At 55.3% G+C, this 14,059-nt stretch carries 14 protein-coding genes; 11 read left to right on the plus strand and 3 right to left on the minus strand.

Translation table 11 applies throughout. The annotated features are described in order from the left end of the window. Positions 1-86 precede the first annotated feature (86 nt). Positions 87-737, minus strand: coding sequence for a class I SAM-dependent methyltransferase (locus NFC81_RS10725; RefSeq protein WP_304994481.1), 651 nt, complete (start codon positions 735-737; stop codon positions 87-89). A 330-nt stretch (positions 738-1,067) separates the two neighbouring features. Between NFC81_RS10725 and NFC81_RS10730 the strand changes: the two genes are divergently transcribed. From NFC81_RS10730 to NFC81_RS10745, 4 genes are all read left to right on the plus strand, one after another. Next, positions 1,068-3,278, plus strand: coding sequence for a TRAP transporter permease (locus tag NFC81_RS10730; RefSeq protein ID WP_304994482.1), 2,211 nt, complete (start codon positions 1,068-1,070; stop codon positions 3,276-3,278). A gap of 112 nt (positions 3,279-3,390) precedes the next feature. Beyond that, positions 3,391-4,395 carry a TAXI family TRAP transporter solute-binding subunit gene (locus tag NFC81_RS10735; protein ID WP_304994483.1) on the plus strand — a complete coding sequence of 335 codons (1,005 nt, stop codon included), beginning with the start codon at positions 3,391-3,393 and terminating at the stop codon, positions 4,393-4,395. Between the two features lie 116 nt (positions 4,396-4,511). After that, positions 4,512-5,021, plus strand: coding sequence for a DUF1566 domain-containing protein (locus NFC81_RS10740; RefSeq protein WP_304994484.1), 510 nt, complete (start codon positions 4,512-4,514; stop codon positions 5,019-5,021). A gap of 95 nt (positions 5,022-5,116) precedes the next feature. Then, complete coding sequence (locus tag NFC81_RS10745) at positions 5,117-6,181, plus strand: carboxysome shell carbonic anhydrase domain-containg protein (protein WP_304994485.1); 1,065 nt, start codon at positions 5,117-5,119, stop codon at positions 6,179-6,181. Between the two features lie 13 nt (positions 6,182-6,194). On the opposite strand, the gene NFC81_RS10750 is transcribed toward NFC81_RS10745, so the two are convergent. Next, complete coding sequence (locus NFC81_RS10750) at positions 6,195-6,659, minus strand: Lrp/AsnC family transcriptional regulator (protein WP_304994486.1); 465 nt, start codon at positions 6,657-6,659, stop codon at positions 6,195-6,197. 138 nt (positions 6,660-6,797) lie between these two features. Between NFC81_RS10750 and NFC81_RS10755 the strand changes: the two genes are divergently transcribed. The 7 genes from NFC81_RS10755 (at position 6,798) to NFC81_RS10785 (ending at position 13,575) form a co-directional block, all read left to right on the plus strand. Further along, complete coding sequence (locus NFC81_RS10755) at positions 6,798-7,757, plus strand: DMT family transporter (protein WP_304994487.1); 960 nt, start codon at positions 6,798-6,800, stop codon at positions 7,755-7,757. Between the two features lie 220 nt (positions 7,758-7,977). After that, the gene (locus NFC81_RS10760; RefSeq protein WP_304994488.1) at positions 7,978-8,613 is read left to right on the plus strand and encodes a hypothetical protein; all 636 of its coding nucleotides are present in this window, start codon (positions 7,978-7,980) and stop codon (positions 8,611-8,613) included. Positions 8,614-8,624: 11 nt separating this feature from the next. Then, a complete protein-coding gene (locus NFC81_RS10765) occupies positions 8,625-9,374 on the plus strand; it encodes an ABC transporter ATP-binding protein (RefSeq protein ID WP_304994489.1) in 750 nt (249 codons plus the stop codon). Then, complete coding sequence (locus NFC81_RS10770; RefSeq protein ID WP_304994490.1) at positions 9,359-10,609, plus strand: FtsX-like permease family protein; 1,251 nt, start codon at positions 9,359-9,361, stop codon at positions 10,607-10,609. The genes NFC81_RS10765 and NFC81_RS10770 overlap by 16 nt, the downstream gene beginning before the upstream one ends. Continuing rightward, positions 10,602-11,324, plus strand: coding sequence for an outer membrane lipoprotein-sorting protein (locus tag NFC81_RS10775; protein WP_304994491.1), 723 nt, complete (start codon positions 10,602-10,604; stop codon positions 11,322-11,324). Before NFC81_RS10770 ends, NFC81_RS10775 begins: the two co-directional genes overlap by 8 nt. A 93-nt stretch (positions 11,325-11,417) precedes the next feature. Further along, positions 11,418-12,533 carry a hypothetical protein gene (locus tag NFC81_RS10780; protein WP_304994492.1) on the plus strand — a complete coding sequence of 372 codons (1,116 nt, stop codon included), beginning with the start codon at positions 11,418-11,420 and terminating at the stop codon, positions 12,531-12,533. Positions 12,534-12,567: 34 nt separating this feature from the next. Next, positions 12,568-13,575 carry a chemotaxis protein CheB gene (locus tag NFC81_RS10785; RefSeq protein WP_304994493.1) on the plus strand — a complete coding sequence of 336 codons (1,008 nt, stop codon included), beginning with the start codon at positions 12,568-12,570 and terminating at the stop codon, positions 13,573-13,575. Between the two features lie 25 nt (positions 13,576-13,600). On the opposite strand, the gene NFC81_RS10790 is transcribed toward NFC81_RS10785, so the two are convergent. Continuing rightward, positions 13,601-14,050, minus strand: a complete 450-nt coding sequence (locus NFC81_RS10790) for a hypothetical protein (protein WP_304994494.1) — start codon at positions 14,048-14,050, stop codon at positions 13,601-13,603. Between the last annotated feature and the right edge of the window lie 9 nt (positions 14,051-14,059).

Genomic DNA, 14,059 nt, shown 5'->3' on the forward strand with positions numbered 1-14,059 from the left:
GTGTGCGAGAAAAAGGGCATAACTGAAGTTTTGTATTATTGTTTTGCTCAAGTGTTGTCCTTTCCCTCAAACTTGTCAAGTTCATGTCAATTTGATGCTTTCTGCAACAACACGACCTCGTCACTGATGATGTCCAGCTTGGCTGACCATTGCTCTGCCAGCCAAACAAAGGTAGAGGGGCTGAAGAAACTGACATGGGTGAGATCATTCTTGTAATACCAGTTCGGAAACTCTGGCGCCGACACGTACTGCCTGGTCTGGATTGCCAACCAGCCACCGGGAAGTAACATCGCCCAGAGCCGATTCAGCCATTCATCGACAGCGTGCAAGTGTTCAGCAACCTCCGTTGCCGTAATAAAGTCATAGCGCTGGGTGAGCACCTGCTGGTCCGGGTGGTAGAACGCATCATACAGAGCCATTGAATGCCCTGCCTCTGTCAGCATTTTAGCCAAGAGTGGCCCGGGACCGCAGCCAAAGTCCAAACCCCGGCTGGGTACCTTGAGGCGCTGCAAAAGCGGCGTCGCCGTGCGCGCCAAAAACTGCCGATAGCGTGGATCATCGACATCGTTAACGTGAGTATCGTATTGCGCCTTTTCGGCTTCCGGGCTCAGAAAGTTGGCAGCATTTACTTGCACCATCTGACAGACCGCGCAAACCCAGTAGCTGCGTCGGCGATCCGTCGCAAATGGCTGCAATGGCGTGTGCTGACACAGGCGACAGGCGAACTCGGTCGTCATAACGTTTAGGCGCTCTTTTGCAGGTCAAAAACAGGCCGCATTCTGCCACGAACCCAGCATGCTGACCATGGCGATGCACACCAAACATCAGGTGGGTGGCTCACCACCCATTTTGTATTTCGCGTGTGTGACCACCCACCCACTTTGCACTGATCGCCCTCTTAGGCGACTCACAGAAAACCCATAAACCATTGTTTTATATAGATTTTCAATCAATGGCACATCGCTTGCTATGAGCATCTGCATAACGATAAGAAACGCGTTCACAGGACGCCATGATTCACTCAGTACAGGACATGCCCTGTGCGTTACCAGCGGTAGACAGACCCTATGGCCACGAAAGAGCTGACCCCAGAAGAATTATCCGAAGACACACAGCAGCGGCTTGACGAGCTGCTTGAAAAAGACGCCAAGCGCGAACGCACCCTCAGAGGCCCTTGGGCTTGGCTGGTGGCGACGCTGGCCGCCGCAATGGTATTGATCTATTTCTACGGCGCAGGCGTCAACGTGCTCAGTACGGAATACCATTTGGGTGTGTACGTACTGATCACCTTTGTTCTGGTGTACCTGCTGTACCCCGGTGGCGGTCGTCTCGCCAATGTAGTGCTGTCCATCATTGCCAGTTTCGTGATCTCGATTCTGCTCAGCAGCTACTTTGTTTTTGACTCGCCAACCGCACTGTATCAACAGATTCAGATGTTCACTGACACCATGGGCTATGACGGATTGGTTTTTGCCCTACAGAACGACTTCGGCGCTCTGACCTGGCTGCTGTTGATTGTGCTGCCTTTCGCCGCCGTGCTCATCCCGGCTGATCAAGTCATCTCGAAGCGTTTCCCGCACAGTCCCACAGCCGGTGACGTCGTCTTGGCCATGGGTACTGCCATCACCGTCATCTACTGGATCAGCCAATTCGAAGCGCTGAACTACCGGGCCGGTGCAGAAAACGAAGTCGACAAGTTGGTCAGTATTGTCGGTTTATTGCTGGCGATGGAAGTGTGCCGCCGCGTTCTGGGTTGGTCGATCACCCTGATCGGTGTGGGCATGATCTGCTTCGCCTTGTTTGGTCCCTATTTGCCCGACCTTTTTGCACATCGTGGGTTCCGTTTCGAACGTCTGGCAACAGCCCTGTTCATTACCACCAACGGTGTTTTTGGTGTCATGGCCAGTGTGCTGGCGACTTATGTAATCCTGTTTATTTTCTTTGGGGCTTTTTTGCAAAAGTCCGGCGCGGGCAAGTTCTTTATTGAACTGCCGCTAGCGTTAGCGGGCCGCTCGGTGGGTGGCCCAGCCAAGGTGGCCGTTATGTCATCGGCACTCTTTGGTTCAGTATCGGGCAGTGCCATTGCCAATACCGTGTCATCCGGTGCCTTCACCATACCTATGATGAAACGCGCAGGTTTCAAACCGCATGTGGCGGGCGCTATTGAACCGGCAGCGTCCATCGGCGGTATGTTCTTGCCCCCTATAATGGGTGCTGGTGGTTTCTTGATGGCCGAACTGACGGGCATTCCCTACTCAAAGATCATGCTCTACTCGATCGGCCCTGCATTCCTGTACTTCTTGTCGATTTACTTCATGGTGCATTTTGAAGCCAAGAAAACCGGTTTAACCGGCCTTCCTGCCGACGAAATTCCAAACTGGAAAGAAGTATTGAAAACCGGTTGGTACTTTGCCCTGCCACTGGTCATCATCACCTGGCTGCTGCTCAGTGGACGTTCGGCCGGTAACGCCGCTTTCTGGGCCACCTTGTCCTGTATCGCCGTAAGCTGGGTGAATCGTGAAACTCGCATGGGCCCCAAGGAAATATGGGATGCCATTCAAGTAGGCGCGCGCAATACCTTGGTGGTGGGCGCTACCATCGGCGTGATAGGCATCATCGTCGGTACCATTTCGCTGACCGGCATGGGCCTGAAGTTCTCTGATCTGATTATTTCCATGGCCGGTGGCAGCCTGATTCTCGCTTTGTTGCTGATTGCCCTAGCTTCATTGGTCTTAGGCATGGGCGTGCCGGTCACGGCGTCGTATCTGATTGTTGCGGTATTGGCTGTACCAGCCTTAGGCGAACTAGGCGTCGCGGTGATTGCTGCTCACATGATCGTTTACTGGTTATCGCAAGACTCCAACATCACGCCTCCGGTCTGTGTCGCCGCCTACGCCGGTGCCGCCATCGCAGGCAGTGACCCCTGGAAAACCGGTTGGACAGCGTTCCGCTTCGCCAAGATGCTGTACGTCATGCCCGTACTGTTTGCCTATGTGCCAGCGATTTTGCTCAACGGCACAACGGTAGAAATTATCCAAGCCTTCTTCTCGGCTACGCTGGGCACCATCGCCTTCAGCGCATTCGCCATGGGCTACCTGCGCTATAGCACCAACTCCGTTACCTGGGTGCTGCTGGGTATAGCGACCGTACTGCTGTATTGGCCGTCATTGCTGACCGATGCTGCCGGCGTGTTGTTGATCGCCTTAATCTGGTGGCTGCAACGTAACGGCACTGCACCGGTTGCCGTGGGCCCCAACACCTCGGTGAAAAGCGCCTAAAAGAGCGACTACCCGACACTAGACTGAGACATTTTTTTCAAACCGGGTGGTTCGCCACCCAAAATACAACTGAAACCGCAACACCAACAATAACAACATAGAGGCAACAACCATGACCTTGAAAACTAAACTCGCGGCTTACTTCGGTAGCAGCAAAAAAACCACTGCCCTGCTCGCCGCCGCCACACTGACCATCGGAGCTTTGGGCGCCAGTGTAGCCGTGGCGCAATCCACCCAACGCCTGGCTTTCTCAGGTGGTCCAGACGGCGGTACCTTCCAGTACTTCTCGAATGGTATTTCATTGCACATGTCGCGCAACATGCCGGGCGTTGATGTATCCAACATGGCTTCTGCCGGTTCGGTAGAAAACCTGCGTCGAGTGAACTCACGTGACGCCGACTTCGGCATCGTCTATTCCGGCGACCTTTTCCTAGGCATCAACGGCAAACTGACCAACGATACGCGCCAGTATCGCAACACCCACGCCGTTGCCTACATGTTCGGTGCTCCTGCACACCTGATCGTGCTCGAGAACTCGGGTATCACGCAAGTTAGCCAACTGGAAGGCAAGCGTGTAGCGGTAGGTCCTGCTGGTTCAGGTGCAGCGGCTTCAGCACAGCGTTTCTTCGAGAGTTTGGGTATGTGGGACAAGATCAGCCCACAGTACATCGGCTATACACAGGGTGCGTCGGCCATTGGCGACCGTCAGATTGATGCCCTGTGGGTATTTGCTGGCTTCCCCAATGCATCGGTGATTCAAGCGGCGACGAGCAACCGGGTACGCTTACTGCAAGTGTATGAAGCGGCACAGACAGGCAACCTGTTTGAAGTGCACCCTTATTATGCTCAGGTAACCATTCCTGCCGGTACGTACACTGGCGTCAACTACGACGTAGTGACCATTCAAGACTCTGCTTTGTGGGTTGCTGGTCGTCATATATCTGAAGACCTGATGTACGAAGCCATGCAGAAAGTCTATTCCGACGAAGGCTTGGCGTTTATGCGCACCGTATCAGCTGCTGCTGCGGCGATGACCGTTGAAAACGGCGTGTTGGGTATCGTTACTGACTTACACGACGGCGCTGATAAGTTCTGGCGTGAGAAAGGCATCAAGTAATTGATGTAAACAGTTTCGCTGAGTAGCACCCTTCCTGGCTGGAAACGAGTTTACGGGTGTTACTCGGCGATCTTAAGGATGCTCCTAATCAACAATAAGAATATTTGAGCTGAATCATGAAATTGATCTTTCCGTTTATCAGCATCATGCTATTGCTCTTGAGCCAATCTGCTCTTGCTCAATCTTGCCGCACATCCTTAACGCAAACGACACCGGACGCTGACTTCATTTGGTTGGATGACGGCACTGTTCGCCATCTGCCTACGGGCATGATATGGATGCGTTGCAGCCTAGGGCAAACCTGGACCGGCACCGGATGCTCCGGCGAGGCCAGGGCACTGACCTGGACCGAAGCCCTCGATATCTCCGACGGCCAAACCTTTGCCGGACGCAGTGATTGGAAGCTACCCACGCGACAGCAGTTGACCACCATCGTCGAAAAGAGCTGTACCTTACCCAGCATTAATCGGGCCGCCTTTCCCGATACCATGCCCTTTCCTTATTGGACAGCGACGCCCTTTGCAAACGACTCCGGTTACTCGTGGGCCATTTCATTTGAATTAGGCAACGTGCAATTTGGTTACTACGATCACGACCGGTTCTACGTGCGTCTCGTGGCGCAATAGTACTCGTCGAGTTTAGACCTAGGTCTGATTGATCCCCATACACGGCTGTGTTGTGATGTCGGGTATGCCTATACGTGCAGAGGATTCCTCACCCCATGGCCATTCACACGCAACCCATTGCCGACCGTCTGGATTGGCTGTGGCAACTCAGCCAACAGCACTCCGAGCGCTTTTGCGATCCGGAAAGTTATCTGGCCCGTCAACGCTACCTCGCAGAGCACAATACGCAGATTATTGCGTTGAAATGCATGGATGGTCGTATCCACCTGCCCTATGCCACACAAACTCCGCTTGGCATCATTACGCCGTTTCGCAATCTCGGCGGCATCTTTGACCTCGGCTGGCCCTATATGGGAGACCTGCTAGCCGACTCCGTGGGCAGCGCCGTGCAGCAAGGCCGACGCGTGCTGATCATCATCACTTATCATTATTCGCGCGGCGACCACGCGCGCGGTTGCGCCGGGTTCAATTGCGACCGGGCGGCAGCCATGGCACACGCCCAAGCCATTCAGCAGCAAGTACAAACCATTTTCGGTGCGGGGCATCAAACGGTTTACCCCTTAGTATGTGGCTTTGAGACAGACAACGACGCTTTAATTTTGCACGGTGCACATAATGAAGTGGTCGACATGGCCACTTTATCACCAGCGGATATTGAACAACTGCCCAGCCGCGTTGCCAGCTTGTTTCCAGATATGCCGCCCACTGTGCAGCGCGACCTTTTACCGCTGCTGAAAGGCAACGCAAACCATGTGGCGGAAATCCGCCACAGTCACCGGGAACTGGACATCGAACACCGTGAGTGGATGATTTGCATCGGGCGAGGCTTCGATTTTCTGCACGTACCCAATGTAGCCTTGATCATTGGGCCTTTCAGTCCGGATCTATCGCACCCGATCGAACAGGCTGCTGGGATTATTCGTGCCAATATGGAAAGGGGGCGCATTCCAGGCGATGGGTTTCTGCTGCTGTCTTCGGCCCCCTACAACGAACCGGGGCCAGACCACGCGCGCGCCCAGTTGAAGGCCGATTCTATGGCGCGCTTTGCCGCCAAGGTAATCGAAAACAGCCAGCCCGCGTTGGCACAAAAGATGATTCGACGCACCGCTGTTCTGCATTGGCCGACCCGACGTTTGGAGACCTTTGCCGAGAACAATTAGTGCTGTTGTGGCACTACAATGGCAACGGCCCCAGCTCTTTTACTGCTCGAATCGCAAAACTGCTGTCGACGGTGTTCACCATCGGCAGTTTTTGCAGACGCCTTACCCACTGCTCGTACCCCGGTAAATCGGCCGATACCACTTGCAGCAGATAATCGAACGACCCTGACACCGTATGGCAGTTGATCACCTCTGGCATGCCACGTACCGCTTCTTCAAAGGCCTCAACCAGAGCATCCTGATGCTGATTTAGCCGCACATGCACAAAGATGGTAATGCCCAGCCCAATCTTCTCCCGATTCAACTGTGCGCGATAGCGCGCGATGATCCCCACTTGCTCTAAGCGACGAATACGCCGCGCGCACGGCGAGGCGGATAACCCGACCTGATCAGCCAGTTCGGCGGTGGTCAGTCGTGCATCTTGCTGTAAAGCATCCAATAGCCGTCGGTCAATGCGGTCTAAATTCGTGCCATCCATCCTGTTAGCTCAATTAACCAATCATTGGAATGATACTAGCTCATTGTGCTAAACATATCAGTATTCGCTCGATATTTTGCCACCACTCGCCCAGCCTACCAGTAGATACTGTGACCACTGAAATGTTCGAGCAACGGCATGTCGATACAACTGACCACAGCAGCGGTTCCACCATCTGGCACACGGCACGTTGTGCCTATCAGGGCGGACTCGACACAACGCTTGTTAGGTTACCTGGCCGCACTGAGCACCGTGCTGATCTGGTCCGGGTATTTTCTGTCGTTGCGCCAAGGTGCCCTGTCTCCCCTAGGCACCCTCGAACTGACGTTGTTCCGCTTTGGTGTACCGGCAGTGATTCTATTACCGCTGCTGGTTAAGCGTTGGGCTCACATTCGAGTTGTGAATCCACTGTGGTTAGTAGGGATAGCATTGGGCGCGGGATTGCCCTTTTTTGCCATCAGTGCCTTCGCCATGGGCTTCGCACCAGTGGCGCACGGCAGCACCTTGATTCCCGGCACAGCACCGCTGTTTGTTACCGGCATCGCCGTCTGCTTTTTCCACCAGCCTTTGTCGTCCTGGCGCCGCTTTGGTCTGTTCATCGTAGCACTCGGCGTAGTGTGTTTGTTATGGACAGCGTGGCAAGGCCAGTCAACCACACTGCTGATCGGCCAAGCGCTGTTTCTGGTGTGTAGCCTGCTTTGGGCCTTGTTCACTATTTCGGTTCGGCAAAGCGGCCTAAAACCATTAGAAGTCGCCGCGGTGGTGACCATCCCCAGCGCCCTGTTATTGCTGTTGTATGCCGCTGTGGCGCAACCTGAACTGTCCTTAAGCACGGTATCAACTCAGGAATGGTTAACGCAATTGGTCGTCCAAGGCATTGCCGTGGGCTTGGGGGCGGGCTTTCTGTATGGGTTCGCCATCAGCCGCCTGGGCGCAGAAATCACCTCGGCACTGGGGTCATTGACGCCCGTCTGCGCGACTGTATTGGCGCTGTTGTGGCTCAATGAGGCAGTCACCGTACCAACCATGATTGGCTTAGCTATGGTCACCTGCGGCGTGATTGCCGCCAGTGGGTTGTTGCATCGGGAAACTTCCTAATACACCGCCTGCCATCTAACCCGTAGGGCGGGCATTTATACCCGCGAACCACCGGCAAATGGCTTTCTCCTGAAAAGCACCGGCCCAACGGACTGAACTCCATACCGTCCGCACCTTCGGTTTCTCCGCCTGTCTTCACATACTACCGTTCGTCGCATCACCCTGTCAGACCTCACCGCGCTCGCTACCTTTGGGCTCATACCACCCTAAGGAGCACACCATGAAACACCTTCTGAACCTGACCCTTGTATGCGGCTTACTGAGCGCTCTAACCGTTCATGCGGCCGACTACGATGCTGCATATTACGAAGCCTACCGCCAATACATCGCCGCAGCAGAAGGCGAATCGCGCGCCACGCGCCGAGCTGTCGATCAATTCACTGCGTTACACAACGCCCAACCGCAAGACCCCGTGGCCATGGTGCTACTGGGCAGCAGCCAGACCCTGCAAGGTCGCGATGCCTTGCTGCCGTGGAACAAAATGAACCACACCGAGACCGGCTTGGACACCATGGCCCAAGCACAAGCACTGCTGACGCCCAGCCACAGCAGCCTCACCTTTGAAAGTGTCCCCGCCAGTATCATGGTGCCGCTCACCGCCGCGATCACCTACGTTCAAGTGCCCGACTTCTTTGGCCGTTTTGAGCAAGGCTACAGCATGCTGCAAGACATCAGTCGACACCCGGACTTACACGCCGTACCTGCAGAAGAACGCACTATTATCCACTACTACACCGCCTTAGCAGCCCAGCGTGTTGATGAGACAGCGGTCGCCGAACGCGCTCTGGATGCACTCTTTGCACTGAATGTCGAAGACGAATACACAGCACTCGCGCAAAAGAACTGGCGTCCATAAGGAGCATAAACATGCTAGCACTGACTCACATCACCAAGTCTTACGCCGTCGGCATTGAACAGCAGCAGGTGCTGAACGATGTATCCCTGACCTTAAACCCCGGCGACTTCACCGCGCTCATTGGCCCGTCCGGCAGCGGCAAAAGCACGCTGCTGAACATCTGTGGCCTGATTAACCAACCCAACTCGGGGCGGGTGATCTGGCAAGACCGCGACATCTCCAAGGCGTCGCTGAGTCAGCTTACGCAGATCCGCCGAGACGCCATCGGATTCATCTTTCAGACGTTTAATCTGATTCCCGTGATGTCGGCGTGGGACAACGTGGCCTACCCGCTGCTGTTGACCAACACCTCGGCGCAAGACATTCAGCACCGTGTAGACGCCATACTGGACGCCGTAGGCCTGCGCGAATTAGCGCATAAACGCCCCGATAAGCTGTCTGGCGGTCAGCGCCAGCGCATTGCCATTGCGCGAGCCTTGGTTAAGCAACCGCAATTGATCGTGGCCGACGAACCCACCGCTAGCCTCGACCAAGACACCGCTCTGACGGTCACGCGGCTGCTGAAAGACTTGGCGCAGGCCTATGGCTCCGCGGTCGTGGTTGCGACGCACGACGACCGCCTCACACCCTGGTGCGACCGCATCTGCCGCATAGAACATGGGCAACTGGTCGAAGCCACGTCCCACAGCGGCACAACACCCCAAAACAACGCTCGGGGAAAAAACACCACAGAGGAAGCTAAACCATGCCACGCCGAATGACCTCTCAGTTTCCCGCCATTAAATGGCTCTTGTTTGCCTGGGCCAACTTGGGCCGCAATCGTCGCCGTACCGTGGCGACCTTGCTGCTCACCGCCATTGGCGTGCTCGGCATGATGAGCACCAGTGGCTTTGCGCTCTACACCTATGATTCATTGCGCGAATTCAGCATGCGTGACCAAGGCCACGTGATTCTGTCGCACCCCCTGTACTTTGTCGAAGAAGAGGAATACCCGCTGGAATTCGGGCTTGCCAACCACACCGACATCAAAGCACAACTGCGTACCGACCCGAGAATTCGTCACGTTCTAGCCAACGTCCGATTCAACGGCCTGATCACCAACGGTGACAAATCCACCATCTTTGTGGGCGAAGGCGTCGAGCCAGAGATTTTTCAGGTACGCGGCCCCAGCATGCAGTTGTCGGCCGGCAGACAGCTCAGTCTGTCGCCCGACCCCATGGGTGACTACGAAATCCTGCTCGGCAAGCAGCTCGCACATTCTCTACGCGCCGAACCGGGCAGCGGGTTAACGCTGATGGGCACCACCGCCGACGGCCTGCTCAACGCCATTGATGTGGTGGTACGCGGTGTGGTCGAAACCGGCATCCCTGAACTGGACAGTCGCTTGGTCATGGCACATTTGGAAACCGCGCAGGACTTACTGCTCACCGACAAGGTGGGCCAGTTGGGTGTTTTCCTGCGCGACAACAACGCCGCCGACACCATGCATCTACAACTCACCCGCGATTTGCCAGAGCTGGCTGTGACCCCTTGGCACGAGCGCGCCACCTTCTACCAGAGCGTACGCAACCTGTACAACCGCATCTTTGGCGTGATGGGCATCATCCTGCTGGTGATGGTCGGTTTCGCCATCTTCAACACCGCATCCATGAGCGTGCTGGAACGCACCCGCGAAATCGGCACCCTGGGCGCCATGGGGACAAGGCGGCGTGAAATTCTCAGCATCTTTTTGAACGAAGCCGCCTTAATCGGTCTGTTGGGCAGCGCCGTAGGCCTTCTGCTTTCGGGGCTCCTGACCGGCAGCCTGTTCGTTTTCGACGTCCAGATGCCACCGCCACCGGGGCAAACCGAAGGCTACCCGCTGCAAGTTTACTGGTCGCCGCAAATCGCTGCCATTAGCACAGGGCTAGTCACTGCTTTGGCCGTGTGTGCTAGCGCCTTCGCCACTCTGCGCAGCGTACAAAAACCCATTACCGAGGCCCTTAACCATGTTTAAGTATCTGACCGCACTCGCCATATTGCTCAACATCGGCTTACTCGCGCCGGCCAAGGCCGACGACTTACTGGCCACCATTGATCGCTTACGCGTGACCGATGGCCAAATGCGTGTCATGACGCAGATTGACCTCTATGAGCATGGTGAGCTGTCACGCAGCAGTCTGTATGAGGTGTATGCCGACGACGCACGCCGCTCCTTGGCACTGTTTCGTTCCGACGCCGAAGCGGGGCAAAAAGTGCTGATGCTGGACGATCAGTTCTATCTGTTTCTGCCCAACAGCCGCCGCCAAATCCGTATTACGCCGATGCAGAAACTGCTGGGCGACGCATCCACGGGCGACATTTCTTCGCTGCGTTGGAGCGAGGACTACCGCATCGACGAACAGCACACGCAGGAAGACGGCACGCTACAGTTGAAACTCAGTGCCGCACGGCGCGGCTTGAGTTACGGCAGCGTTGAACTTGTGGTCGACGCTGACACCGCTGTGCCCATCAGTGCTACTTTTTATCTGCCTTCCGGGCGCGTCGCCAAGAATGCCACCTTTGAGATGGGCGTCGATAAAAGCACTGGCGACGTGCGCCTGCTGACCATGATATTGGAAGACCGCATTCAAACGGCCCAGCGTACCGAAGTGCACTACCTGTCGGTAGAGCCGTGGAACATTCCAGAACCGTGGTTCAACCCCGCCTTTTTGCTGCGGAACAATTTGTAGCCATCACCCAAAGGGAATTCATAAATGTTCGTCCAATCCTTACATCGCTGGCTGTCCTGTGCTGCAGGCGCACTAGCACTTACGCTGAGTACAATGACTATTGCCGTCGACTGGCGGCTCGAACTGGACCAATTGCTGACAGCCACCCAAACCGGCTCCGGCGAACTGCCGCTCGGCGCACGTGACGACGTGACCGCGAACAGCGTGCTCAAGGGGCAAATCAGCCACAGCGGAGCCTTAGTGCGCTTGCGTCTGCAAAACACAGACACCAAAAACGACGACGAAGACTGGGCCTTAACAGTACCAGAAGCCTTTTACGACGCTTCAGCCGGGCCACTGGAACTGACAGTCGGTAGAAAAGCCTTGCAGTGGGACTATGGTTTTTTTGCTGCACCGCTCAACTGGCTAGGGCCAGATGCACAAGAACAACACTATGAAGCCCGCCCGTTAGTGTCGGTTGAAATGTACGCAGGTCTACAAGTCTGGCAAGCCGCTTGCGCGCCGGAGCACGAAGCCGAAGACGCCCTGTGCGTATTGCGTACCGAAGGCTTCAGTCGGCTGTTCGACTGGCAACTACTGGCAGGGTATGACGGCGCACCGCGCGTAGGCGCTGGCCTGTATTGGCTTGCCCACGACGCCTTAGCGCTGCGTTTCTCAGGGGCGTGGACGGCTGATGCACCGGCCACTGAATGGCAGCCCGGAACGCCAGTAAACGGCCACCTCACCAGCGACCCGCTGAGCCAGACGCAACGTGACCGCACCGACATGCTGTTCGGCCTGACCTGGACCCACGCTCAAGGCACGGAGGCTTTGTTGGAACATCACTGGGACAACTCAGCTCTGAGTCGCCGCGACTGGCAAGCGCTGCAAGCGCAACGCAAGCGCCTTGAGGACCAGCCTGAACCAGCCGCCGGACTGCGTGCCGCTAATTTGGGCTGGATGGCACAGGCGGTGGGTTTAGACCCTATGGTGGAACACCGCACCCTCATTCGTTTATCACAAACTTGGAGTGACTGGACATGGCGCGCCACGGGCTTGAGTTTTTGGACCGATGACACCCCAACGTGGCTCACCGAGCTGAGTGCAAACTACCAATGGAATTCAGTTGCCACCGTCAGCGCCGACTGGCGTTACCACGACAACAACGGCGTGTTGGCGGATTTAGGGCATGTATTCAAGCTGACGTTGAATGTGCAGACGGGAGGCTAGGCGCACCTAACTCGTTCCATCAATGGAGGTGGCTATGAATCCGACCAGAGACCCGATGCTCGTTGTTGTTGGAGCATCCGCGGGTGGTATGGCCGCACTAAAGGAACTTGTCGCTCAGTTCCCGCCGGATTTTCCAGCGCCCGTTTTTATCGTTAATCATATGGGTGCGCACACCACGGGTGAGGCACTTGTTAAGGTTTTAAATGAGAGCAGCAGCCTTACCTGTGCACACGGTCATCATGAAGAAGTATTCAAAAGCGGGCATATCTACCTTGCACCCTCTGATCAGCATATGCTGATTGTGAAAAGAAAAATCCTCATCACCAAGGTTGCCAGAGAAAACCGTTCACGGCCCGCCATTGACCCTCTGTTCCGTTCCGCCGCCGTGGCCTATAGCAACCGGGTCATTGGCATTATTCTGACTGGCTACCTAGACGACGGCACCAGTGGCATGAGGGCGATAAAACGCTGTGGCGGCGTCTGCATTGCACAAGACCCAGAAGATGCAGCGTATCCGGACATGCCACAATCGGTCATTGCCAATGTCGGCGCCGACTATTGTTTACCGGTTGCTGAAATGGGTGCGCTGCTCACCGATCTGGTTACCAGAGAGTTGCCGGAGAACGAACCAGTGCCGGAAGACATCGTGATCGAGGCAAAAATCGCGCAGCGGGTTTTGAGCGACCTACCGTCTGTTGAGGCGCTTGGTGAGCAGGTGCCATTCAATTGCCCGGATTGCGGCGGCGTGTTATGGCAAATGGCAGACGGAAAACTGCTACGTTATCGCTGCCATACTGGCCACGCGTTTACCTCGTCGGCACTGCTTGCTCAACAATCGGTAAAAATTGAGGAGACGCTTTGGGTTGCGCTGAGAATGTTCGAAGAACGCCAGAACCTTCTGGTCACCATGAGTAAAACGGAAGACAAGGACAATACGTCATCAGTCTCGCAGCGGGCTAAAGATTCTCAAGTCCACATTGACCGGATACGCGCCATGCTAAAGGCAACCGACAAAGATTCTCAAAGCGTGGAAATGGCATGAGCGTTTTTTCAATTAGTTAACTGTGCTAACTAAGAATTTTCAGGCGCTTTTGCAAACACCACACTACCCAGAAAGCCAGACCCACTGCAAAACCGTGCGATCCTCCGCGGCCGACTCGTAACAATATTTGTGTATATTCCGGTACAGGCGTTTCGCGCAATACCCAAAACAACCCAGCAAGCATACCGACGATATAGCATGTACCAATCACAGTAGACCAACTCAGGCGGTTCCGATGGTACAGCCAAAGGAATATTGGTATTCCTGGGAATATCAGATGTACAACAGTTATTTTCAATAATGCAATACTGAGCGCTTGGACTAGGTCGGTGTCATAAGCCGCAGGAGAATGCCAGAGGCCTAATGCAGTAGCTGGCACAACCATTAACTGAAGCATAAGCACAGCAACCAACGCCGCAACGCCAGCACACCGCACGTCTCTTTTGGATTTCATCCCTAACATTCGCAAGTTCATAAGCATTTC

It is taken from the genome of Salinispirillum sp. LH 10-3-1 (assembly GCF_030643825.1).
GTDB lineage: Bacteria > Pseudomonadota > Gammaproteobacteria > Pseudomonadales > Natronospirillaceae > Salinispirillum.